Annotated in this window: 24 protein-coding genes; 12 read left to right on the top strand and 12 right to left on the bottom strand. The window is 61.7% G+C overall.

What is annotated here, in order from left to right:
* Positions 1–49: 49 nt before the first annotated feature.
* The 3 genes from FEZ60_RS14960 to FEZ60_RS14950 form a co-directional block, all read right to left on the bottom strand.
* Entirely contained in the window at positions 50–541 is a 492-nt protein-coding gene (locus tag FEZ60_RS14960) for a GNAT family N-acetyltransferase (RefSeq protein WP_033235653.1), read from the bottom strand.
* A gap of 88 nt (positions 542–629) precedes the next feature.
* Positions 630–1400: a site-2 protease family protein gene (locus FEZ60_RS14955; protein ID WP_172936372.1), complete on the bottom strand. Its 771-nt coding sequence runs from the start codon at positions 1398–1400 to the stop codon at positions 630–632.
* Positions 1397–2056 carry a hypothetical protein gene (locus FEZ60_RS14950; protein ID WP_172936642.1) on the bottom strand — a complete coding sequence of 220 codons (660 nt, stop codon included), beginning with the start codon at positions 2054–2056 and terminating at the stop codon, positions 1397–1399. The genes FEZ60_RS14955 and FEZ60_RS14950 overlap by 4 nt, the downstream gene beginning before the upstream one ends.
* A gap of 305 nt (positions 2057–2361) precedes the next feature.
* Between FEZ60_RS14950 and FEZ60_RS14945 the strand changes: the two genes are divergently transcribed.
* Complete coding sequence (locus FEZ60_RS14945) at positions 2362–3651, top strand: adenylosuccinate synthase (RefSeq protein WP_033235650.1); 1290 nt, start codon at positions 2362–2364, stop codon at positions 3649–3651.
* A 54-nt stretch (positions 3652–3705) separates the two neighbouring features.
* Here FEZ60_RS14945 and FEZ60_RS14940 read toward each other — a convergent pair whose 3' ends face one another.
* Both FEZ60_RS14940 and FEZ60_RS14935 read right to left on the bottom strand, forming a co-directional pair.
* Complete coding sequence (locus FEZ60_RS14940; RefSeq protein ID WP_172936371.1) at positions 3706–4191, bottom strand: hypothetical protein; 486 nt, start codon at positions 4189–4191, stop codon at positions 3706–3708.
* Positions 4192–4224: 33 nt separating this feature from the next.
* Positions 4225–4455 (bottom strand): hypothetical protein, encoded by a 231-nt coding sequence (locus tag FEZ60_RS14935; protein ID WP_092802420.1) that lies wholly within the window; start codon positions 4453–4455, stop codon positions 4225–4227.
* A gap of 61 nt (positions 4456–4516) precedes the next feature.
* On the opposite strand from FEZ60_RS14935, the gene FEZ60_RS14930 reads away from it, so the two are divergent.
* Positions 4517–5992, top strand: coding sequence for a PLP-dependent aminotransferase family protein (locus tag FEZ60_RS14930; protein ID WP_172936370.1), 1476 nt, complete (start codon positions 4517–4519; stop codon positions 5990–5992).
* A gap of 62 nt (positions 5993–6054) precedes the next feature.
* Complete coding sequence (locus FEZ60_RS14925; RefSeq protein ID WP_172936369.1) at positions 6055–7173, top strand: methyltransferase domain-containing protein; 1119 nt, start codon at positions 6055–6057, stop codon at positions 7171–7173.
* Between the two features lie 84 nt (positions 7174–7257).
* On the opposite strand, the gene FEZ60_RS14920 is transcribed toward FEZ60_RS14925, so the two are convergent.
* The 3 genes from FEZ60_RS14920 to FEZ60_RS14910 form a co-directional block, all read right to left on the bottom strand.
* Positions 7258–8358 carry a CoA transferase gene (locus tag FEZ60_RS14920; protein ID WP_172936368.1) on the bottom strand — a complete coding sequence of 367 codons (1101 nt, stop codon included), beginning with the start codon at positions 8356–8358 and terminating at the stop codon, positions 7258–7260.
* A 107-nt stretch (positions 8359–8465) separates the two neighbouring features.
* The gene (locus FEZ60_RS14915; RefSeq protein ID WP_202026111.1) at positions 8466–10616 is read right to left on the bottom strand and encodes an ABC transporter ATP-binding protein; all 2151 of its coding nucleotides are present in this window, start codon (positions 10614–10616) and stop codon (positions 8466–8468) included.
* Positions 10613–12346, bottom strand: a complete 1734-nt coding sequence (locus FEZ60_RS14910) for an ABC transporter ATP-binding protein (protein WP_033235645.1) — start codon at positions 12344–12346, stop codon at positions 10613–10615. Before FEZ60_RS14910 ends, FEZ60_RS14915 begins: the two co-directional genes overlap by 4 nt.
* Before the next feature lie 311 nt (positions 12347–12657).
* Between FEZ60_RS14910 and FEZ60_RS32925 the strand changes: the two genes are divergently transcribed.
* The 6 genes from FEZ60_RS32925 (at position 12658) to FEZ60_RS14895 (ending at position 17020) form a co-directional block, all read left to right on the top strand.
* Entirely contained in the window at positions 12658–12780 is a 123-nt protein-coding gene (locus FEZ60_RS32925; RefSeq protein ID WP_255285212.1) for a hypothetical protein, read from the top strand.
* A 214-nt stretch (positions 12781–12994) separates the two neighbouring features.
* Positions 12995–13117 carry a hypothetical protein gene (locus tag FEZ60_RS32920; protein ID WP_255285213.1) on the top strand — a complete coding sequence of 41 codons (123 nt, stop codon included), beginning with the start codon at positions 12995–12997 and terminating at the stop codon, positions 13115–13117.
* Positions 13118–13495: 378 nt separating this feature from the next.
* On the top strand, positions 13496–13621 hold the full coding sequence (locus tag FEZ60_RS32915) for a hypothetical protein (RefSeq protein WP_257013114.1): 126 nt from the start codon (positions 13496–13498) through the stop codon (positions 13619–13621).
* Positions 13622–13794: 173 nt separating this feature from the next.
* Positions 13795–15225: a sensor domain-containing diguanylate cyclase gene (locus tag FEZ60_RS14905; protein ID WP_242484606.1), complete on the top strand. Its 1431-nt coding sequence runs from the start codon at positions 13795–13797 to the stop codon at positions 15223–15225.
* A 62-nt stretch (positions 15226–15287) separates the two neighbouring features.
* Entirely contained in the window at positions 15288–16541 is a 1254-nt protein-coding gene (gene purT / locus FEZ60_RS14900; protein WP_172936367.1) for a formate-dependent phosphoribosylglycinamide formyltransferase, read from the top strand.
* Positions 16538–17020, top strand: coding sequence for a DUF456 domain-containing protein (locus FEZ60_RS14895; protein ID WP_045064067.1), 483 nt, complete (start codon positions 16538–16540; stop codon positions 17018–17020). The genes purT and FEZ60_RS14895 overlap by 4 nt, the downstream gene beginning before the upstream one ends.
* Before the next feature lie 7 nt (positions 17021–17027).
* Here FEZ60_RS14895 and FEZ60_RS14890 read toward each other — a convergent pair whose 3' ends face one another.
* Together FEZ60_RS14890 and FEZ60_RS14885 are read right to left on the bottom strand one after the other, a co-directional pair.
* Complete coding sequence (locus tag FEZ60_RS14890) at positions 17028–17810, bottom strand: amidohydrolase family protein (protein WP_172936366.1); 783 nt, start codon at positions 17808–17810, stop codon at positions 17028–17030.
* Between the two features lie 118 nt (positions 17811–17928).
* Complete coding sequence (locus FEZ60_RS14885) at positions 17929–19323, bottom strand: FAD-dependent oxidoreductase (protein ID WP_033235643.1); 1395 nt, start codon at positions 19321–19323, stop codon at positions 17929–17931.
* Positions 19324–19554: 231 nt separating this feature from the next.
* Here FEZ60_RS14885 and FEZ60_RS14880 point away from each other — a divergent pair, with 231 nt between their 5' ends.
* The 3 genes from FEZ60_RS14880 to FEZ60_RS14870 are packed head-to-tail and all read left to right on the top strand — an operon-like array spanning position 19555 to position 21658.
* Positions 19555–19980 (top strand): hypothetical protein, encoded by a 426-nt coding sequence (locus FEZ60_RS14880; protein WP_172936365.1) that lies wholly within the window; start codon positions 19555–19557, stop codon positions 19978–19980.
* A gap of 38 nt (positions 19981–20018) precedes the next feature.
* Positions 20019–20438: a rhodanese-like domain-containing protein gene (locus FEZ60_RS14875; protein WP_033235808.1), complete on the top strand. Its 420-nt coding sequence runs from the start codon at positions 20019–20021 to the stop codon at positions 20436–20438.
* On the top strand, positions 20435–21658 hold the full coding sequence (locus FEZ60_RS14870) for an O-succinylhomoserine sulfhydrylase (protein WP_172936364.1): 1224 nt from the start codon (positions 20435–20437) through the stop codon (positions 21656–21658). Before FEZ60_RS14875 ends, FEZ60_RS14870 begins: the two co-directional genes overlap by 4 nt.
* A 60-nt stretch (positions 21659–21718) precedes the next feature.
* Here the strand turns inward: FEZ60_RS14870 and FEZ60_RS14865 are convergent, their stop codons facing one another.
* Positions 21719–22273 (bottom strand): alternate-type signal peptide domain-containing protein, encoded by a 555-nt coding sequence (locus tag FEZ60_RS14865; protein ID WP_052683305.1) that lies wholly within the window; start codon positions 22271–22273, stop codon positions 21719–21721.
* Positions 22270–23901 carry a signal peptidase I gene (locus tag FEZ60_RS14860; RefSeq protein WP_172936363.1) on the bottom strand — a complete coding sequence of 544 codons (1632 nt, stop codon included), beginning with the start codon at positions 23899–23901 and terminating at the stop codon, positions 22270–22272. Before FEZ60_RS14860 ends, FEZ60_RS14865 begins: the two co-directional genes overlap by 4 nt.

The raw sequence follows: 23901 nt of genomic DNA, 5'->3' as shown, positions 1-23901 counted from the left end.
AACAGGCATGCGCAGGTTCGGAAATTCCGTGGCGATCTTCAGCCGTGCGTTAGCTCAAGGACTTCTTGAACCCGATGTGTGAGGCGACAAATCCGAGGCGTTCGTAGAACTCGTGGGCTTCTGTCCTCGTCTGGTCGGAGGTGAGCTGAGCGAGGAATGCGCCGCGGCGTGCCCCCTCGTCGCATGCCCAACGCAGCATTGCGCTCCCGATTCCCTGGCTGCGGTGATCCTCGTGCACCCGAACGGCCTCGATCTGCATCCGGGTTGCACCCATCCGGCTCAGTCCGGGGATGAAGGTGAGTTGCACGGTGCCGATCACGTTGTCGTCGGCGGTGGTGACAACAACAAGCAGGTGTGCGTCGTCGGCGTCGATCTTCTCGAAAGCCTTCTCGTAGATCGTCCGGGCGTCGGGATTTGTGGTTTCACGAGTGGACCCGATGGGGTCGTCGGCTAGAAGGTCCACCAGGGTGCCTACGTCGTGAAGCTCTGCCTTTCGGATGGTGTACACCGAATTGCCGCACTCTATCGACGCCGAAATCATCAGTGGTGCTCCTGTTGAAAAGTTAATAGACCGAAATGTCAGGTTCTCATGTCGGCGTTCAGCGTTGTTCGGAAGGGTGCGATCTCCGTCACGTCCAGAAGCGCATCAACGAATTGCCGGCCGCCGCGTAGTTCCCGGGTACCCCACTGAGTTCGAAGATCCAATAGATCGCGTCGAAAAAGATCACGTTGACCTGAGGGACAAAGAGAACTGCGACCAGAAGGAGTAATCCATACGGTTTGAACTGGTCGAGTTGCGCTCGGGTCGTTGGCTTCAGGAACGGTTCGAGCGCGCCGTAGCCGTCTAGTCCTGGAACCGGCAACAGGTTGAGGACGGTCGCCATCACCTGCAGGAACGCGAGGAAACTCAACCCCGCCCAGAACGTCACATGCTCTGGTCCGGATCCGTAAATGCGTATGACGACAAGCAAGACTATGGCGGCGATGGCGTTGGTTGCCGGACCGGCCAGGGAGATGCGGGCCTGGACTTTGGGCGAGAACATCCCGGTGCGGAGATAAACCGCACCGCCGGGCAAGCCGATACCGCCAAGAGCTATGAACAGCACCGGGAGCCCGATCGAGAGCAAAGGATGGCTGTATTTCAACGGGTTGAGCGTCAGATATCCTCGGGCTGCGACGTCGGTGTCGCCGTGTCGCCACGCAATAAAAGCGTGCGCAAACTCGTGGAGACAGAGAGTCACCACCCAACCGGCGACAACAAGAACAAAAACCCCGGCCCGACCGGACACGGAACCCCATTCGGAACCCCAGGCAACAACGCCGCCGAGGACAGCGACGGCCACGACCCCGAGGAAGACGGGGCTAGGCCGCACGGCTGACCTCGCAGCGCCCGTTCTCACCGGACCAACAGCCAGGTCTTGTCGTGGCGGTAGAACGTCGAGCGTTTGAGGTCTCGGGGGTTCGGAACACCGTCGCGCACGAGGTGGGCTGCGGGCGCTCCCAGTTGGACGGCTCGACCTTCCAGCCACCGTCGCCCAGCCCAGCGACTGCGGCGATCAACGGACGCCCGGATGCCTGGCAGCTTGGGGCTCGGAACAATCCGGACACCCTGCACAGTGCCCGAGAAGAGTTTGTTGTCGTCGACGTACGCCTCACCGATCAATTCCTCGGTTCCGCCTGGCCCGGTGACCGTGGCAGCGCCGACCAGCGCTATTCCGGCGTCGTCGCGAATCAGTGGCACGACGTGCGCGGTGCCTTTGAGTGCTGCGCGGGCAGCTTTTGCGCCCGTGGACAGTTTGTACGCATCGGTGGCGTCCGACCGATCCTCCGTGACGTAGGCGAGTTCGACGTCCAATAGCCCGAGACGCATCAGTCGCGTCAGCACAGCGGCAAACGCCGCGTCCGTGCCGACGACAATCAAGCGGGGTTCGGAGACGACCTTCAGTTGTGCCAGGGCCTCACTGAAGTCGTCTTTCTCGGGCACCTCCGGCAGCGCGAACGACGTGACCTCGCCCAACGGGAGAGGCACGGGTGAATCGCCACATCTGAGTACCACTGGGGTCAACGCGCGCTCCTAGCTCGATCATGACTTTGTCGGCGGTGGTTGCACCACCGACACCGCTCACCTGGCTGGGGAACAGTCGTCGGAATTGCAGACCACGATCCTAATGCGACGTCGGGTACAGACCGACAACTGCGACAACAACGAGTCGATTTCTGGACCGAAGGGTTTGATCGTGTGCTCTGGGCTAGACTTCTCCTTCGGTCACTGCAACAGCTCGGCTGCACAAGAGTGCGCGGATTCAGGCAGTACCAATGCGGCGGGACAACTGCTGCACGTCGACCGTAGGAGACAACGTCATGCCGGCAATCGTCCTGATCGGCGCCCAGTGGGGCGACGAAGGTAAGGGCAAAGCTACAGATCTACTGGGCGAGCAGCTTCAGTGGGTCGTGCGATACCAGGGCGGCAACAATGCCGGACACACCGTAGTTCTGCCGAACGGTGAAAAATTCGCACTGCACCTCATCCCGTCCGGAATCCTCACACCGGCCGTCACCAATGTCATCGGAAACGGCGTCGTGGTGGACCCCGGAGTGCTGCTCACCGAACTCGCGGGCCTCGAATCGCGCGGCGTGGACACGTCCCGCCTGCTGCTTTCCGCCGATGCGCACCTGATCATGCCGTACCACGTGGCCATCGACAAGGTCACCGAACGCTTCCTCGGTGCCAAGAAGATCGGCACCACCGGTCGCGGAATCGGCCCGTGCTACCAGGACAAGATCGCTCGCGTCGGCGTACGCGCAGCGGATGTCCTGGACGAGAAGATCCTGACCCAGAAGGTCGAGGCGGCACTCGAATTCAAGAACCAGGTGCTGGTCAAGATCTACAACCGCAAGGCTCTTGATCCCCAGCAGGTTGTCGAAGAAGTTCTGACGCAGGCGGAGGGCTTCAAGCACCGCATCTCGGATACGCGACTCGAACTCAACCTCGCTCTCGAGCGCGGCGAGACCGTCCTGCTCGAGGGTTCACAGGGAACGCTGCTCGACGTCGACCACGGCACGTACCCGTACGTGACGTCGTCCAACCCCACTTCCGGTGGCGCAGCGGTTGGTTCGGGCATCGGCCCCACCAAGATCACCACTGTTCTCGGAATCCTGAAGGCGTACACCACACGCGTCGGCTCGGGCCCGTTCCCGACGGAACTGTTCGACGAGTTCGGTGTGTACCTGGCCGACAAGGGCGGTGAGGTCGGTGTCACCACCGGTCGTGGCCGCCGCACCGGTTGGTTCGACGCCGTAATCGCCCGCTACGCAACGCGGGTCAACGGCATCACCGATTACTTCCTGACCAAGCTCGACGTGCTCAGCAGCCTCGAGACGGTACCGATTTGTGTTGCATACGACGTCGACGGTGTGCGTCACGACGAAATGCCGATGTCGCAGACCGACATTCACCACGCCAAGCCTATCTACGAAGAGATGCCGGGTTGGTCCGAGGACATCTCGAAGGCTCGCACGTTCGAGGAGCTTCCGCAGGCTGCGCAGAATTACGTGCTTCGACTCGAAGAACTGTCGGGTGCGTTCATGTCCTGCATCGGTGTCGGCCCCGGCCGTGACGAGACGATCGTCCGCCGCGAGGTCATCCGCTAGGAATTGTTTGTCGAAATCCCCGTTCCTTTCAAGTAGGAGCGGGGATTTCGTGTTTCAGGCTCGCGTCGACAAGTATTCGGTGACCTTCGTCCAATCGGGAAACTTGGTGGTGCCGAACTTGATCCACTCGCCCTCGAACCTGTCTGCGCCGTTGGCTCCGCGATCGTCGACGAGGAAGTCGCCTCGGTTGAGGTGCTTGTGGTGCGAGAGGATCAACCGCTTGTACGCGACGCTGCCTTCTTCCAATCCGAGGTGTTCCTGGACCCACAGGACCTTGTCGTGCCACGCGGTTGCGTTCTTCCAGGGCGCAGTCGACAGGATGTAGGTGTCGAACTGCCGCGCTAGTTGGTGGTACGCGTCGATCGCGCCGTCGAGGGGATCCATACGCGAGAAGATGTGTGGGGCTTCGTCGAGGTCGTTTTCGAATTTTCTTCGCACATTGTCGGTCAGGCGATCGATACCGGACTGGAAGTTGACCAGGGTGTTGTCGAGGTCGATGTAAAGAATCTTCTTGGATTCGGACTTCTTGGATTCAGGCATCTGCGCCTTTCTTCGAGCAGAAAGAGTCCAGTTTTATCGAACTGGACTGAGATCAGTGAATTCTTCCCCCTCATCACAGTGGCACGGGGGTCCGACAGAGTTGTTCCCGGACCGTTCGCCGACCTCGCCGAAGATGCCGCCGAGCGGTGCTGCCAGGCGAAACTGTTCCACTCGAATGTATGTACCTTCACCTTCTGCGGGCGCGAAAAAGTACACGACGGCCACAAAGAGTCCGATGCCGATAAGCGTTGCGAAGGTAGTCATAAGCCCATCATCAGGTCCACTGGTATTGAATTACATAGCCAAGTGCTCGATACTGGACCGCATGATGACTCGAGTTCTCGGTGCCCGTTCCCTTGCGCGTGATCTCGGGTCCTGGCAGGAGGAATCGGGACGACGGCCCGCCTACCGCGCACTGGCCGACGGTATTCGCTTACTCGTGCACGACGGGCGCGTTCCGCTGGGCGTGGCTCTGCCGAGCGAGCGTGAACTCTCAACCGTGCTCGAACTGAGCCGCACCACGATCACGTCGTCGTACTCGGTTCTGCGGGACGAGGGCTATCTGATCAGCCGTCAGGGTTCGCGCAGCACCGTGGCGTTGCCTGCCGGTGCGCGGCCGAACGGCTTGATGTTCCGCCAGCACCAACCCGGCCCGAGCGGTGCCGTCGTAGATCTCAGTTATGCCGCGATGGCCGCCCCGGCCGAGCAGGTGCAACAGGCGTATGCGTCTGCGCTGGAGTCACTTCCACAGTTCCTGCCCACGCACGGCATGGAGCCGATCGGTATCGCAGAACTGCGGGACGTCATCGCGCGTCGTTACACCGCACGCGGCTTGCCCACGACACCCGAGCAGATCATGGTGACCTCCGGCGCCCAGCACGCTTTGCGGTTGTTGTTGTCGGTGCTCACCTCTCCCGGCGAACGGGTGCTGGTGGATCACCCCACGTATCCCAATGCACTGGAAGCGATTCGGCGCAACGGGGCCAGACCCGTTCCGGTTCCGGTGCGTCCGGAGTTTGCCGCAGCCGGAGCCTGGGACCTCGACGGAATCCGAAGTGCTGCAAGGCAAACCGCAGCTCGCATGGCCTACCTGATTCCGGACTTCCACAATCCGACGGGTCTGTGCCTGGATTCCGCCGGGCGCGCGGAGCTTGCCAAGATCGCCCACGAGACCCGGATGACGCTTGTCGTCGACGAGACCATGGTGGACCTGTGGCTCGATGCGCCGCCGCCCGCTCCGGTGGCAGCGCACGGACGCGGCGCCGCCAAGACGGATGTCGTAACCCTCGGTTCCACCGCGAAGTCACTGTGGGGCGGCTTGCGCGTCGGCTGGATTCGGGCCGACCCCGCACTGATCACCCAGCTGGTGGGCGCTCGCGCGGCTGTCGACCTCGGTACCCCGGTCATGGATCAGCTTGCCGCCGCGTACCTCCTTGCCGACGACCACTCGCTGCTCGACGAGCGTCGCGCGGTCCTGCGCGAGCAACGATCGGTTCTGCTCGACGCGGTAGCCGAGCGACTCCCGGACTGGAGCCCCATGATCGGCTCGGGCGGAATGTCGGTATGGATGCGCATGTCGGCGCCCGTGTCGACTGCCTTGGCGGCGGTGGCGCCCAACTTCGGAGTGCTCCTCGCAGCCGGCCCGAGATTTGGCGTCGAAGGTGCTTTCGAGCGGTTCATCCGTGTGCCCTACGCACGTTCGTCGGAAGATCTGATCCGCGGAGTCGCGTCCATCGCCGCTGCATACGACACCCTTGCGACCGATCGGGACGCTGCAGACCAACGCCTCGTCGTCGTCTGAGCGGCTAGCCTGCGCTCGCGCGGGTACCCACCTGGAAACCAAGGTGAATCCAGGAGGTTTCGATGGCAACCGTCGAAGGGGTCAGTGCAGAGGGAGCTGGGGCAGAAGGCGTCAGCGAATCGGAGGCATTGGCGGAACGGATGTTCGCGGCCGCGATCGGCGCGGCAGAACTGCAAGCGGTCTACCTCGGAGATCGGCTGGGCTGGTATCGCGCGTTGGCTGACTTCGGGCCCCTCACGTCGACGGAACTGGCCGATCGGACGGCAACCGTGGAACGGTATGCCCGCGAATGGCTGGAACAGCAGGCTGTGGCCGGGTACCTGGACGTCAATACGGATGCCGACCGTCGATATACGTTGTCCGCAGCACACGCCGCAGTACTCGTAGATTCGGACAGTCTGCTGTATGTGGCGCCGATGGCCCGATTGTTCGTGGCGACGACAACGTCGATGCCCAGACTGCTCGACGCGTATCGCCACGGCGGCGGGGTGACCTGGGAGTCCATGGGCGTTGACGCGCGCGAGGGGCAGGCGTTGCTGAACCGCCCGATGTTCCTGCGCCAGTTGTGCCAGGAGTTCTTGCCGATCATTCCGGATCTGCACACCACGTTGACCGACGGGGCGAAGGTCGCGGATCTCGGAATGGGGGAGGGATGGTCTTCGGTGGCACTGGCTATCGGATACCCGAAAGTCGAGGTTCACGGCTTCGACGTGGACGCGGCGTCTGTGGCTGCGGCGCGCCGGCATGCGAGCGACTACGGCGTCGACGACCGTGTGCATTTCTCGTTGGTCGATGTGGCCGGCCAAGCCCCTGAGCAGGAGCGGGTGGAATCGGGTACCTACGACGCTGTTTTTGCGTTCGAATGTCTGCACGACGTGCCGGACCCGGTCGGGTTTTTGTCCACCGCCCGGTCGATCGCGCGGCCCGGCGCACCGGTGATCGTCATGGACGAGCGCACAGCGAGTTCTTTCGATCCCAATGCCGGGCAGGTGGAGCAACTGCTCTACGGGTATTCGCTGACTTGCTGCCTGCCGGACAGTCTCTCCCACCCCGGAAGCGTCGGGACGGGAACGGTCATGCGTAAGTCGACACTCGAAAGTTTTTCCCTGGCAGCAGGTTTCGAGCGAGTGGATGTGCTGCCGATCGAGCACGAGTTCTTGCGGTTCTACCGATTGGGCTGACGCCCTGTGCGCCTTTGTGGTAGCCGGAACTACCAGAAAGGCGCACGGGGCCGAAGGCCCTAGGTCAACACAGGGCCGAAGGCCCTAGGTCCAGACCGTGTCGATATCCGTCGCCTCGCGCGCCGGCGGCGACGGAACGCTCGCCGGGGTGCGGGAGAAACGCGGCGCCGGAGCGTGCTGGGTGACGCCGTCGAGTTCGATGAGCGAGCCGCGCGCTGCGATGTGCTCGTTCGACGGTGCTTCCGCGAAGGTCAGTACCGGCGAGACGCACGCGTCGGTGCCGAGGAAGATCTTGGCCCACTCGTCGCGAGTCTTGGACAGGAACTTCTCCGTGAAGAGTGCCGTCATGTCGTCCCACTTGCTGGAATCCATCTGATGCGGAAGCGTCGACGGATCCAGTTCGAGGCCTTCGAGCAGCAGGGCGTAGAACTGCGGCTCGATGGAACCGACGGCCATGTACTTGCCGTCGGAGGTCTCGTAGGTGTCGTAGAACGGCGCACCGGTGTCGAGGAGGTTGACACCACGCTCGTCGGACCAGACGCCGCGGCCACGGAACGCCCACATCATGTGTGAGAGGGCGAGGGTGCCGTCGACCATGGCCGCGTCGACTACCTGGCCTTTACCGGAGATCGAACGCTCGACCAGGGCGGACAGGATGCCGAAGATCAGGAACATGGAACCGCCACCGAAGTCGCCGACCATGTTGAGCGGCGGAACGGGACGCTCACCCTTGCGACCGATGGCGTTGAGGACGCCGGTCAAAGAGATGTAGTTGATGTCGTGGCCGGCGGCGCTCGCGAGGGGGCCTTCCTGGCCCCAGCCCGTCATACGCCCGAAGACGAGACGAGGGTTGCGCTCCAACAGCACGTCGGGTCCGAGCCCCATACGTTCCATGACGCCGGGACGGAAGCCTTCGATGACAACGTCGGCGCGATCGACCAGGTTCAGGACCTTCGCGACATCCTCGGGATCCTTGAGGTTGGCTTCGACGACACGACGGCCTCGCTTGATCTGGTCGGAGGCGTTGGCGTCCTGAGGAATCTGGCCTGCGCGTTGCACGATGACGATGTCGGCGCCCATGTCGGCGAGCAGAGTCGCTGCGTGCGGTCCCGGTCCCAATCCAGCGAATTCCACGATCCGAATGCCCGCGAGCGGGCCCTTCTTCTCCACAGTTTCTGCAGACACACGAACTCCCAATTCAGACGGCGACAACACTTCTGACCCGACGGTAACCTGTCGGACCGATCAGGTGTGCTCCGGGGCACGGTGTCTACGCAGGGAGGCGTCGGTCACTAGACGGCGGCGCCTTCGAACTGAGCGTTGTAGAGGCGGAAGTAGGCTCCGCCGTGGGCGATGAGTTGATCGTGTGTGCCTTGCTCGACGATCTGGCCGGCCTCCATGACCACGATCAGATCCGCATTGCGAATCGTGGACAGACGGTGCGCGATGATGAAGCTCGTGCGACCGGCTCGCAGTGCCGACATAGCGTGCTGGACAAGCTGTTCGGTGCGAGTGTCGACCGAGCTGGTCGCCTCGTCGAGAATCAGCAGCGACGGTTCGGACAGGAAGGCGCGGGCGATGGTGATGAGCTGCTTCTCGCCCGAACTGATGTTGGACGCTTCCTCGTCGAGCACGGTGTCGTAGCCGTCGGGCAGGGTGTGGATGAAGCGGTCCGCGAACGCCGCCCGGGCTGCCGCTTGGATCTCGGCTTCGCTGGCACCGATGCGTCCGTATGCGATGTTTTCGAGGATGGTGCCGCCGAACAACCACGTGTCCTGCAGGACCATGCCGACGTGCGAGCGGAGGTCGGCGCGCCGCATGTGTGCGATGTCGACGTCGTCGATGGTGATCCGGCCGGAGTCGACTTCGTAGAACCTCATGATGAGGTTCACCAACGTGGTCTTGCCTGCGCCGGTGGGACCGACGATGGCGACGGTCTGTCCGGACTCGGCAGTGAGGTTGACGTTCTCGATGAGCGGGACGTCCTTGTCGTACCGGAACGAGACGTTCTCGAACACGACGGTGCCGACGGTGCGGTGACGGCCGGCCTGCTCGGGGAGGACGGGGTTCGCGATGTCCGGAGTCTGCTCGGGTTCGTCGAGCAGTTCGAAGACGCGTTCCGCCGACGCGGCCCCGGACTGCAGACTCGACGACATCGAGGCGATCTGGGTGAGCGGTGAGCTGAACTGGCGGGAGTAGACGATGAACGCCTGGACGTCGCCGAGGGACATGTTGCCACTGGCCACCTTCAGGGCACCCACTACGGCGAGCAGCACGTAGGTGATGTTTCCGACGAAGTTCATGACGGGCATGATCAGGCTGGACAGGAACTGTGCGCCGAACGATGCGTCGAGAAGTTTCTTGTTCTGTACCGCGAATTCGCGCTCGGCCTCGATCTGATGCCCGTAGACGCGCACCAGATCGCGGCCGCTGTAGGTCTCTTCGATCTGCGCGTTGATCTTGCCGGTTTCTTCCCATTGCGCTTTGAACAGAACCTGCGCGCGCTTGGCGACACGGGCAACCAACACGACCGACACGGGAACGGCGATGAGTGCGATCAGTGAGAGCATCGGCGAGATGACGAACATCATGGTGAGGACGCCGACGACCGTCAGCACCGAGGTCAGCAGCGACGTCAGAGTTTGGGACAGGGTCGACGAGACGTTGTCGATGTCGTTGGTGACGCGGCTGAGAACTTCACCGCGAGGCGTCCTGTCGAAGTACGGCAACGGAAGTCGGTGAATCTTCGCTTCGACCTCCGCACGCAACTTGTAGATCGTTTTCTGCACGATGATGTTGAGCAGGAACGCCTCCACCCAGGCGAGCAGCGACGCCATCACGTACACACCGATGGCGATGAGGATGACCTTGCCGATGGCGTCGAAGTTCAGCCCGACGCCAGGGACGACGTCGGCAGAGTTCTGAACCAGGTCGGCGAACGTCGAATTACCGGATGCACGAATGGCTTCCGCGGCCTCGTCACGGCTGATGCCGGCCGGCAAACTCTTGCCGATGAATCCGGCGAAGATGAGGTCGGTGACGTGACCGAGGATCTTGGGTACCGCGACGGACAGCGAGATACTGCCGATCGTCGAGAGCACCACGACGAATACCGCGATCTTGTGCGGCTTCAACAGGCCCAACAGCCGTTTCATCGTGGCTTTGAACTGCTTGGGTTTGGTCGCGGGTGTGGTGGACGCGGGCTTCGGCGCCGGGGCATCGGGCTTGGGCTCGTCGCCGGGTGGCGGTTCGACAGGCGGTGGTCCGGATTGTTGCGGATCGTCCTGGGGTGGACCGTACAGGGGCTGACCGTACTGAGGCGCAGGTTCGGCAGGCGGCGCTGTGTCCGGCTCCGCGGGGATCTTGGCAAATACGACGGTAGGAGCGTCGTCGAAATACTGACGATTGCCAGGACCGAAATTTGGGCCTTGCGGAATGGTCATGCGCTCATCTCCGCGGGAATCTGGGAGGCCACGATCTCTTGGTACGTCGGGCAGTTGGCCAGCAGGAAGTTGTGGTCGCCGAGTCCGACGGGAGCGCCGTCCTCGAGGACCATGATCTGGTCGGCGTCGATGATCGAAGACACGCGTTGCGCGACGACGATGACGGTGCTGTTCGTCGTAATCGCGCGCAGCGCTGCGCGAACGGCCGCGTCGGTGTGCATGTCCAGGGCGGAGAAGGAATCGTCGAAAATGTAGATCCGCGGTCGGCGGACGACGGCTCGGGCGATGGCCAGGCGCTGCCGCTGGCCACCGGAGAGATTCGATCCACCTTGCGCTATCGGGGATTCCAGGCCCTGCGGAAGTTCCCGGACGAAGCCGTCGGCTTGCGCGACGGCGAGTGCAGCCCAGATGTCGTCGTCGGTGGCTGACGGATTTCCGTACCGGATGTTGGTGGCGACCGTGCCGGCGAACAGGTAGGTCTTTTGTGGGACGTACCCGAAGTTGGTGAACAGTTCGTCCTGATCCCAGCCGCGGACGTCGAGCCCGTCGATCAGAACCGCGCCGGCTGTGACGTCGAAGAGCCGGGGGATGAGGGAGACGAGGGTGGATTTTCCGCTGCCGGTGCTGCCGACGATCGCAGTGACGGTCCCAGGTAGACAGCGCATCGTCACACCGCTCAGAACCGGAGTCTCGGCACCGGGGTAGCTGAATCCGGCTCCGCCGAACTCCACGACGCCGTAAGGGTTGGTGGGGCGCAGCGGTTGGGACGGTGCCGGGACCGATGGCTTCGTGTCGATCACTTCGGTGATGCGGTCGGCGCAGACGGCGGCCCGTGGAATCACGACGGCCAACATTGTTGCCATCACGACGGACATCAGAATTTGCATGACGTACGCGAGGAACGCGCTGATCTGACCGATCTGCATGTCACCGGTGTTCACGAGGTGGGCACCGAACCACATGACCGCAACGCCGGTCAGGTTCGCGATCAGCATGACCGTCGGCAGGAGAACGGCTTGGTATCGACCGATGAGCAGGGCCGTGTCCGCAAGTTCCTTGTTGGCCTGATCGAAGCGCATGGTTTCGTCGGGTTCGCGAACGAACGCGCGAATCACGCGCATACCGGTGAGCTGTTCACGCAGTGCGCGGTTGATCTTGTCGATGCGGGCCTGCATGGTCCGGAAGTGCGGAATGAGGCGGGCGACGACCACTGCGACGGTGATGCCGAGTAGTGGCACCGAAATGGTCAGGAGCCACGACATCTGCAGATTCTCGCGTAGCGCCATGACTATGCCGCCGATGCACATGAGTGGTGCGCTGACGAGCATCGACGACGTCAACATCACCAGCGTCTGGATCTGGAGGACGTCGTTGGTATTTCTGGTGATCAGTGTCGGGGCGCCGAAACCGGAGAATTCACGGTCGGAGAAACTGCCGACGGCCTTGTAGACGGCGGCCCGGACGTCGTGACCGAATCCCATCGAGGACTTTGCCGCCAGATACGTCGACGCGACCGAGGCGATGATCGACGCCAACGAGACCATCAGCATGATTCCGCCGGTCGACATGATGAATCCGGTATCACCGCGGGCGACGCCGTCGTCGATGATTCGGGCATTCAGGGTCGGCAGGATCAGCGACGCAATGGCACCGAAAAGTTGCAGCGCCAATACTCCTGCGAGCAACCAGCGGTACGGCGGCAGGTACGCCTTGAGCAGTTTTGCTAACACGGCGATCCCGATCTGGTTGCCACGCGTTCAGGATTGATCACATGCACACGGTATGACAGATCGCGGTCGGAGCGGGCACCGACTCTTACCTTTGTGGCCTTTTGTCGCAATCGATTGTGATGTCGATCACATTTGAATTTGAAGTTGAGTTCGAGTCACATGTCTTGATCTGGGGCTTTACAGATCACCACGAACTGTCACGCGAGTCTTTGTCCTTAAACAAACTGGACGTATGTATTTCTCCTGACTACAAAGGCTCTCGGCGGACCAAACGTGCGCCACGTCATACATCTCACGCAAGGAGTTCAGTTATGGGTTCGGTCGAAAACCTTCTCGAGGCAAACGGTATGGGCTGGAGTCTGCTCAAGCTCCTTCCACTGGTGAACATGCTCAAGACCATCCAGGGCCTCGATTCCGCCAGCTCGAACTCCTGACGTTCGCGCGCACGGCAATCTTTCGTAACGACACAGGAGTAGTCACATGACCTCGATCCAGAATCTCGACGCCTTCCTCAAAAGCGTTCTCGCTTTGGTAACCAAGCTGAACGCCGGATCGGCAGATTCTTCGGGTTCGACCGGTTCGGCTGCCGAGTAATTTCTCCAGCCTTTCCGATTCATCAACTGCATTTCTGAGAAAAGAGGAACCGACATGGGTTCGCAAGAAGAATTCAGCGCCGTTATCAAGAACCTTTTCCCGGTTCTCAAGGACTTGCTCACGGCCATCGGCGGCGGCTCGCTCACTCCGGGAACCGGCTCGGCCGCTGAGAAGTAGGTCTGAGAAGTAAGTCCTGTTTGCCCGAAAGTGTGGCTCGCAATTGACTGCGAGTCGCACTTTCTGCATTTCTGCTGTGATGCACATCACAATTTGTACTCTAATTGACATTGAATTACCGTCTTGATCTGCAGTTTTGACGACAGGTGTTACTTCGAGTCTTTGGTAGTAGCCACACGGTAGCTAGACAAGTACGTTTCTGCGGTCTATAAATGCTGTCAGCGCTAATTAGTGCGCTGCATCACAGCACGGGATGTCGCAGGGGGGCGACCGCATATTTCACCCCTGTGGCATGAGTTCCCAGACTGTTCGGTCACCGCCTGCGGCCGAAACGTCGCTGAACATTTCACATCACCTCTACGCACCAGGAGAACTCCTATGTTCGGATCACTCAGCGCACTCGGACCTCTGCTCACAGCACTCGGCGTTTTCCTCAAGTCGGTAGACACCTCTTCGCTCGAGGGCGACTCGGGATCCTCGGGATCCAGCGGATCTGCTGAATAAGACCAACCGCTAACAAGACCTATCAGGTGCCGAGTCCTCGGTACTGTGATGGTCGGTCACTTCGCATTGCCCTCTGACCGCGTCATCGGTCAGGGGGCAATGTGGTCTGAACGTGACGATAAGATTTGGCAGTCGCCCGATACGCCTTTTCTGGAGCGACGGTGAGGTGACGAATGACAAGAATGGGCCGAATAACGCGGCTGCTGGTTGTCTTTGTCGTTGTCCTGCTTGCCGCGCTCATCGGAATTCTCACGCGGCCGCCCGGACTGCTCGCGACGTTCTGGTGCGCCAATGCGTTGCTGCTGGGAATGATGGTGCGGTGGCCGATTCTGATCGAGTGGCCCACGTGGATTGCCGCCGCCGTCGCTTATGTGAGCGCTGATCTGCTGACCGGCAACACTTTCTCGATGGCAATTCAGTTGAACGGTGCAAACCTGGTCGGGGTCACCGTTGGTGTGTTGTTGCTCGACTACCTCAAACGCACCCCGTTCCGCTTGGTCGACTCAACGTCTCTGATGTGGATGGTTGTCGTCGCCGGACTCAGTGCCTGCGCTACCGCGGCAACAGCTGGGCTGATGGATTGGGTCTTTCGAGGTGAGTCGTTTGCCGACACGCTTGTCCACTGGGGCAGTACGGAGTTCATGGCCTATCTGCTGGTGTTGCCTCTGATTCTGTCCATGACCATTCCGTCCAGCATTGCCGAGATCCGCAGCAAGACGACTGTACGGGCAGTTCTCGCCATGACAGTCCCGTTGCTCGCTACCGCCGCCTGCATGCCGATCGCGCTCAGCATCGAGGGACCGATTGCCCTTCTCCTGCCTATCCCCGCGCTGTTGTGGTGCGCTACCCGGATTTCGGTTCCGAGTACTGCGTTGGTTTCGGCAGTGTGGTCGGTGTGGTCGCTCATGATGGCCGACGCCGGCAGGCTGGCTCTCGGGGAACAGAGTGGCGCAAATGTGAACGAGGCGGTGATCACGTCGATAGCGGTCACTCTGGTTGCGTTGGGCCCCATCGCTGTGGCGTGTGCGACGCAGGAGCGTCGGGCTGCCGAGCGTGAGCTGTTCCGCGCAGTCGAATACGACTCTCTCACCGGAGTCCTCTCGCGCGGGCCTTTCCTGCGTCAGGCCGAAGAACGACTCCAACAGGCAACGCAGACGGCGTTGCCTATCGGATTGCTGATGCTCGATCTTGACCACTTCAAAGCCGTCAACGACACATACGGGCACATGGTCGGCGACAGTGTTCTCGCCGATTTCGGTGCCCGGATGGCAGAACGCGTCTCCGATACCGATCTGGTCGGTCGACTCGGCGGTGAGGAGTTCGCGGTCTTGCTCACCGGTTCCAGTTTCGCCCGTGCGACCGAAGTCGCCGAAGAGATCCGACATGCTCAGGTCCACGACTCGGCACGATCCGGGCATGACAGCACCGTCAGTGTCGGACTCGCTTGGACAAACGACTCGACGCCTACCTTGGCGTCGCTGATGGTCGCTGCCGACGCAGCCCTGTACGAAGCCAAGCACGCAGGCCGAAATGTCGTGAAAGCCGAGAACGTTAGTGACATCGTGAGTGGCGTCGTGCCTGAGCGGATCACCAGAACTGCATGAGATCCGTCATCGCGTCCTCTGGATGCGCTGACCTGCATCGGGATTGGCATATAGTCGCAGCCATGCAGCCTGATTCAACGCCGTCGGACCTTTCGGCGCCCTCGGACCCTTCCTCGCTTCCACTCCGATTCGGCACTCCGCTCGCCGAGAACGCGATCAGAGTGATGATGTTGGGATCGGGTGAACTGGGCAAGGAAGTTGTCATCGCGTTGCAGCGATTGGGCGTCGAGGTTATTGCAGTGGATCGGTACCCGGACGCACCCGGGCACCAGGTTGCGCACCGGGCTCACACCGTCGACATGACCGATCCCGATGCACTGCTGGCCGTGATCGAACTGGAGAAGCCGCATTTTGTGGTGCCCGAGATCGAGGCAATCGCGACCGACGCGCTGGCCGTCGTCGAAGCGCGGGGTGAGACCGTCGTCATTCCGACGGCCAGGGCAACACAGCTGACCATGAACCGCGAAGGTATCCGGCGGCTTGCAGCCGAGGAACTGGGCTTGCCCACCTCGCCGTATGCATTTGCGAATTCACTCGACGAGGTTCGGGCTGCCACCGAACTCACCGGATTTCCGTGCGTGATCAAGCCCGTCATGTCGTCCTCCGGCAAAGGGCAGTCGACAGTGCGCACTGCCGACGAACTCGAGTCAGCGTGGGATTACGCGATGGCCGGTGGGCGCGTCAATCACGGCCGGGTCATCGTAGAGGGCTTTGTCGATTTCGATTACGAGATAACACAATTGACGGTCCGGGCCGTGGGCAGTGGCGGCGAGGTCGAGACGTCGTTCTGTGAACCGATCGGTCACCTGCAGCAGTCGGGCGATTACGTCGAATCCTGGCAACCGCAGCAGATGTCGGCGCTCGCCCTCGCGGCCGCTCGCGAGGTCTCCGAGAAGGTCACGTCCGCGCTTGGCGGTCGCGGAATCTTCGGTGTCGAGTTGTTCGTCAAGGGCGACAACGTGTACTTCTCCGAGGTGAGCCCACGTCCACATGACACCGGACTGGTCACGCTGCGCACACAGCGGCTCTCCGAATTCGAATTGCACGCCCGCGCCATCCTGGGGCTCCCCGTCGACACGACGCTCACCTCACCTGGTGCTTCAGCCGTCATCTACGGCGGCGTCGAAGCGCAGGCAATCGGATTCGACGGCGTCGCAGAGGCTTTCGCGGTGCCCGAGACCGACATTCGGTTGTTCGGCAAGCCGGAAAGTTTCACGCGTCGACGGATGGGCGTTGCCGTCTCCACTGCCGCAGATGTCGAGACGGCTCGCTCCCGTGCACGCGAGGCGGCGTCGAAGGTTCGCCCCGTCGGATGAGTCCGGCTGCGGAAGTTGTTGTCGGGCTGGCAATTCTGATCGGCCTGATCGGGGTGGTTGTGCCGATCATTCCGGGAACGCTGCTCATCTTGGCAGCAATTCTGGTGTGGGCCTTGATGACCGGTGGTGCGACCGCGTGGACGGTGTTCGCGCTGGCCGCGCTGGCTCTCGTGATCACGGGCGTCGTGAAGTACACGTGGCCCGGTCAGCGAATGCGCGCCGGGGGAGTGCCAAACCGCTCAGTCATGGTGGGCGGGCTTGTCGGCATCATCGGATTCTTTGTCGTTCCGGTGGTGGGGCTGTTTCTGGGATTCATCGTGGGAACGTATGTCGCAGAACTCGTGCGCTTGCGCAACGTCAACATCGCGTGGGCGTCGACGCTTCACGCGGTGAAAGCTGTGGGGTTGTCGATGGTGGTGGAGTTGTTCGGTGCGTTGATCGCGGCCGGGCTCTGGTTGGGCGCAGTCGTTTTCGTGTGAGCAGATTTCAGGAGTGAGCAGCTTTTCGGGCGTGAGCACTGGCTCGTTCACACCGATACCAGGCGCGGGCGTTGCCACCCATCACCGCTGGAAGATCGTCCCCGACGGCGTCGGCGATCACGTCGAGATCGTGGATCTCGAAGGCCCGGCGGGCGCGGGTGCCTGGCAGGTCGGTGCCGAACATCAGTGCCTGGGGATTGACAGCGTGGATCTGACGGAGCACGTCGCCGACGTCGGAGATGGTGGTGCGTCCGAATCCGGTGGCTTTGACTCGGACTCCGCGGTCCACGAGGTTGAGGAGATACGGCAGGCCGCGCGTCGACATGCCCAGGTGGTCGATCGACACGGCCGGAAGCTTCGCGAAAACTGGTTCGAGCGAGAGAAGTAGCGTCGCGTCGACGTAGAACTCGGCGTGCCAGCCGGCCAAATCGAAAGCCCGGTTTGCCAGGTCCGCGAGTTGACGCAGATCTGTTGCGCCGCGTCGGAGATTGAATCGGACTGCGCGAACACCGAGTGCGTCGAGGTCGACTATCTCTTTGTCGGTGACGTCGTCACCGAGTGCCGTGACGCCAACCCAGCCGGGGCCGAGTTCCGCGAGTGCCGTTTTGAGGTACTCCTGATCAGTGCCCTGATACGACGCCGTCACCACTGCTCCACCGTCCACACTCAGCCCCTCGAGAGTCGCCACCCTGGACCGGTAATCGGGGACGGTGAACGGCTCGGGCAGGTAACCGTGATTCTCGACCAGCGGAAAGCGCGGGTCGATGATGTGAACATGGGCGTCAAACACGTCATTCATTTTGCACGCTGTCAATATGACCTCGAACAGAAGACCGGCCCGATGTGACCTGAATCGCTACGTGGCGAATTTCGGTCATATCGGGCCGGTCTGTCTGTGATGCCTGTGGTTATGCCTTCTCGGGCTCCGAGGCTTTCAGCATGTCGTGACGTTCGACGACCTTGATGCGCTCGCGGCCTTCGGGTTCGCCGAGGCTGCGCTCGTGTGCGTCGAGGCGGTACCAGCCCTGCCACGTCGTGTACGGCACCTGCTTGCCTTCGAGGAATTCGATGACGGCGTTCTCGTCGGGGTGTGCGGCGCCGGTGAAGTTGGCCGAGTCCTCGAGGAGGTTCGCGACGGTTTCGTTGGCGTCACCCTTGGTGTGGCCGATGAGGCCGACGGGGCCGCGCTTGATCCAGCCGGTGACGTAGGTGGCCGGCATGAACCGGGCTGCGCCTTCGGCGGTGTCGTCGGCGACGACGCGTCCGGCGTCGTTGGGGACGGTGCCGGCCTGGTCGTCGAACGGCAGCTGCGTGACGTTCTGTGACAGGTAGCCGACGGCGCGGTACACGGCCTGAACATCCCAGTCCTTGTATGTACCGGTGCCCTTGACGTTGCCGGTGCCGTCGAGTGCGGTGCGCTCGGTGCGCAGGCCCACTACCTTGCCGTCTTCACCGAGAACCTCGGTGGGGGATTCGAAGAAGTGCAGGAACAGCTTGTGCGGGCGGTTTCCGACGTCGCGGATTGCCCAGTCCTGCAGCGTGTTCGCGACCATGTCGACCTGCTTGGAGTTGCGGCGAGCCTGCTCGGAGCCCTCGTCGTAGTCGATGTCCTCGGGGTCGACGATGACCTCGATGGTCGGGGAATGGTCGAGCTCACGCAGTTCGAGAGGGGTGAACTTGGCCTGCGCGGGGCCGCGTCGTCCGAAGACGTGAACCTCGATGGCCTTGTTGTTCTTGAGGCCCTCGTAGACGTTGGCGGGGATCTCCGTTGGGAGCAGTTCGTCGCCGGTCTTCGCGAGGACGCGGGCGATGTCGAGGGCGACGTTGCCGACGCCGAGGACAGCGACCTTCTCTGCGGTGAGGGGCCATTCGCGGGGGACGTCGGGGTGGCCGTCGTACCAGGAGACGAAGTCGGCGGCGCCGTAGCTGCCGTCGAGGTCGATGCCCGGGATGCCGAGGGCGCGGTCGGCATTGGCGCCGGTGGAGAAGATGACGGCGTCGTAGAACGACTGGAGGTCGTCGAGGGTGATGTCGGTGCCGTAGTCGATGTTGCCGAGGAGGCGGACCTGCGGCTTGTCGAGGACCTTGTGCAGGGCGGTGATGATGCCCTTGATGCGCGGGTGATCAGGTGCGACGCCGTAGCGGATGAGACCGAAGGGCGCTGGCATGCGCTCGAAGAGGTCGATGCTGACACCGCGGCCGGAGACTGCGGTATCGGACTTCATGAGGGCATCGGCGGCGTAGATGCCGGCGGGGCCGGCGCCGACGATCGCGACCCGGAGTGGGCGGTTGGAGTCAGTCATCGTAAAGACAGCTACCTTCTTCGAAGTTCGGACAACGTATCGACAAGTATCCAATTTAGCCGAACCTAAGCACCGTGGAGTGTTTGCGGTTCGACCCGGTTCACACTTTCACCCCAACGGGCGTCGGTAAACCGTTTCTTTCTTTCAATTCTCCTGCAAGTGCGGTTCGAAGCGGTAGGGGTCCACTACTTGACGGGCCACAAGCTGAGCTTGTGGGGGAGTATTGGTTTCATGAATGACCAGCGCGACGATTCCGGCAATTCCGAAAGCAAGACAGCATCGGCCGGGCCGTTCATCCTGGCAGTGGCAATTGTCGCGCTGATCCTCGGCGGAATCTTCATTTCGTCCTGGATGTCCCCGGCTGAGGAAAACGTCAGCGAAGAGGACCGCATCAGCCGTGTGGTCGCGGACTACGTCGCAGCTCACAACGAGAACGACACCAAGACGCTCCCGAGCCTTACCTGCACAAACTTCGATCCGGAGACCGGACCACTCGCCGATACCGAAGGTGACGTCGAGATGCAGGGCATCAACGAATCTGTGGTCAGCGGCGACCGCGCGACTGTCGATGTTCGGCTCTCCGGTGGCGGCCAGGATCAGCGCGTCGAGGTCTGGACACTCACCCGCGACGGCGAAGGCTGGGATATCTGCACCTGATCGCCCGCACAATCCGGTCTTGTGAAAACATGGACAACGTGAGTTACGCAGGCGATCTGACGCCGGAGCAAGCCTGGGAGCTGCTCCGCGAAAACCCCGAGGCAGTGCTCGTCGACGTGCGCACCGACGCAGAGTGGAAGTACGTCGGTATCCCCGACGTCACGTCCCTCGGCAACTCGGCTGTGCAGATCGAATGGGTGAGCTACCCCAACGGCGCACGCAACGACAACTTCGTCGACGAGTTGAAGGAATCCGGTGTTGTTCCCGGCTCCGGGAAACCCGTGATCTTCCTGTGTCGATCCGGTCAGCGATCGATCGGGGCCGCAGAAAGTGCGACAGCGGCGGGCATCGGTCCGTCGTACAACGTGCTCGACGGGTTCGAAGGCGGTTTGGATGCCGACGGACATCGTGGAGTTGTAGGTTGGCGGGCCATCGGCCTGCCGTGGAGGCAGCAGTGAGCGGAATTCCCCAGGGCGGCGCATTTCAACGAGCGTTGCCGGACGACGTAGGTCTTGGCACGCTCGGTGTCCGCGGCGGATTGATGCGAACGGGCTTCGAGGAAACCTCCGAAGCACTGTTCCTCAACTCCGGATTTGTCTACGAGAGTGCAGAAGCCGCCGAACAGGCCTTTACCGGCGAAGTAGACCATTTTGTCTACTCCCGCTACGGCAATCCGACGGTCAAGATGTTCGAAGAGCGTCTGCGCCTCATCGAAGGCGCGGAAGCGTGCTTTGCGACGGCCAGCGGAATGTCCGCCGTATTCACGGCGTTGGGCGCACTGCTGGGCAACGGTGACCGATTGGTCGCTGCTCGCAGCCTCTTCGGTTCCTGCTTTGTCGTATGCAACGAAATCCTCCCGCGCTGGGGAGTCGAGGTTGTTTTTGTCGACGGTGAAGACAATGCGCAGTGGGAAGAAGCGCTGTCGGTACCGACCACGGCAGTATTCTTCGAGACGCCGTCCAACCCCATGCAGTCCTTGGTCGACGTACGACGCGTATCCGAACTCGCTCATGCCGCTGGTGCAAAGGTAGTCCTGGACAACGTCTTTGCGACGCCGCTCCTGCAGCGAAGCTTGGACTTGGGCGCCGACGTCGTCGTGTACTCCGGCACCAAGCACATCGACGGTCAGGGCCGCGTCCTCGGTGGTGCGATCCTCGGAACCGAGGAGTACATCAGCGGTCCCGTTCGGGAACTGATGCGGCACACCGGACCTGCGCTCAGTCCGTTCAATGCGTGGACTCTGCTCAAGGGCCTCGAGACCATGCCGGTTCGTATTCGGCACTCCGTGGCGTCGGCCCTCGAGATCGCCGAATTCCTCGAAGCGCACCCGGGCGTCAAGTGGGTCAAGTATCCGTACCTGACTTCGCACCCGCAGCATGAACTCGCGAAGGCTCAAATGAGCGGCGGCGGAACAGTTGTCACGTTCGAGCTCAATGCGCCTGGCGGTGAGGGCAAGAAGCGGGCGTTCGAGGTTCTCAACGGCCTGCGCGTCATCGACATCTCCAACAACTTGGGTGACTCCAAGTCGTTGATCACCCACCCCGCGACCACGACGCACCGGGCCATGGGTCCGGAAGGCCGTGCAGCAGTGGGTCTTACAGACGGCGTTGTGCGTCTGTCCGTCGGGCTCGAAGACACTGTCGATTTGTTGGCTGATCTGAAGCGAGCCCTCGGCTAGTTGTCGACGCAAGACCAAATCGCTCTGTTCGTGCACTCAGACGAACAGAGCGATTTTGTGTTATCCGATCGGTTGTTGTTGCGTGACCAGCTTGAACGACGGAATCGAAACGCTCTGATTCTGACCACCGTTGTCATTGCTCCGCATGAACTGGAACAGAACGATGACGTTGATGACCTGTCCGTTGTAGTCGCTCGTGAAGTCTGTGATGTCCGCGTTGGCGCTGTCGGACAGGAAGACGTTCACGTCCAAGTACGGCGCCAGGGCGCCGCCGATTGTTCCGGTCTGTGCGACTACGTCGGCCCGCAGGCGAGGACCGGTGGCGGATACTTTCGAATTGCAGGAGTAATAGACGTCCTGGCCGGGAAAGGTTCGGAAGGTCGAGATGTCTGGGATCGCTGTATAGGGGGCAGTATCGTAGTTGCGATAGAACCACCCCGTTGCAGTGGGTCCGCCAGGTCCCACGGTGCATGGTCCGAGGGAAAGGGTGCCGGCAGTAACCGTCTTGGAGAGCACAGTTGCGGAATCGTTCCACGAAGCGAGCGTGCCACTTCCGCCGAGAAGAACCGCAATCGCCGCGGTGGCCGCCAGGGCGCCTTTCCACTGTTTCTTCATTTGCTCACCAGCGCAGCAATTTCAGCGGGGAGTTCACCTGTGGGCGAGGTGGACGTCCACTGCCCTGCGATCTTACTGACCTTACGAGGTCCGCTGGATCCGAGTATCCACAATTCGTCAGCGCCAGTGAGCCAATGCAATTCGTCGTCGAGGCCAACTGCGGTGCGGAAGATCTCGGTTCCCGACGAGTCGGTGATCGAAGCAAACCGGCCTGATTCGCCAGTCACTATTGCAGCGAAATAGGTGCCCGAGTCACTGGGATCCCCAACTGGGACAACCGCAGTCGTTGTCGAAGTAGTTGGCAGGGTGGTTGTGGTTGTGGTTGTGGTCGGCAAGGTCGTGGTTTGTGTTGCTGTTGTTTCGTTGGTTGTGGTTGCGGTAGTTGTCGTTTCAGGAGGGGTCGTCGGTGTCGGAGATGATTCTGTTGCCGAGGTCGACGTGCTTGTTGTCGTCTCGCCGGCAGACGACGTTGTGGGTGCGGCCGTAGTCGTCGACGTTGTTTCGGGAGCCGTGGCGGGTGCCAGGCGGGCGGCAAACCCGGCCGGAACGGTCTGTGCGCCCTCTTTGACACATTTGGTTCCGAGGGCGGAAGCCACGGTGAGGGGAACGGGGAAGAACGCTGTCGAAACCACCGCGCCGACTTTGGTGTAGATCTCGGCCGTGTACGGGCCGTCTACTAGAAGGCCTGCAAGACCGACAGCCACCGTCACGGTCCGGGCGCTGAGATTGTCATAAGTGGTAATCGAGGTTGGATCGACGTTTTTCCGCACAATGACTTTGTAGGTGAAGGGACCTGTGCCGGCCGGTGCAGGCCATGCGAGTGTGGCGTTGGACAGTAGCCCAAGATTTAGGACCGAGCCGGTGACACAGGTTGCGCTCGGGACCCGCGGAGCTATGACGCTTGCGGCGGTGAAAGTCGACTGGGCGCCTGCCGTGTCCTGAAATGCCGCAGCTGTTCCCGTCGTCTGTGCAATGCCCAGCGACACGGATGCCAGAGTTGCTCCGGCAATCGCGGTTTTCACGAGCGTGCTGGATCGGGTTGTGCCGGAAGAAGTATTGGACGGTGTGGAGAAAGCGTGTCTGTTTGTTGTCTCGAGGCTCTCGCCAGTCGGAGGCTCAGGCCGGTTCGGTCGAGGCCCACCGGGCCTGAATGCGATCATCAACAGTATTCCAGCGAGAACACCGCCGAGGAAGACGCCGATCGGTCCGGATGCCCAGGACACGAGGTAGCCAAGTTTGTTCATGCTGAACAGAACTCGATCAACGGTTGTGACGTAGTACGTCTCGATGTCAGCCTCGGCGTTCGCGTCACCTTTCAGAGTCAGTACTACGCCCGCAGCCTGCGGAGCAATGCTGTCGACGCGGTGGGTAATCCGAGTGCCCTGAGTATTGATCACGCTGACAACGTCACCGACGGCGATCTCATCGGCAGGTGTTGATCGAGAGAAAGCCAGTGCACCTGTGCTGATTTCAGGTTCCATGGAGCCCGATCGGAAGACGAGCGGCTTGATCCCTAGAAACAGGCCCGCCGCCGCGATCACGATGCACAGAACTCCGGCGCATGCGCCGATCGTGAGCGCGAGATCCCGAACGCGACCGCGTCGATGTGAATGCTTCTCTCGGGTCAT

Source organism: Rhodococcus sp. MS16 (genome assembly GCF_013277795.1).
Classification (GTDB): domain Bacteria; phylum Actinomycetota; class Actinomycetes; order Mycobacteriales; family Mycobacteriaceae; genus Rhodococcus_F; species Rhodococcus_F globerula.
The sequence above is the reverse complement of the archived record's forward strand: the minus strand, read 5'-3'. Positions and strand labels throughout refer to the sequence as shown.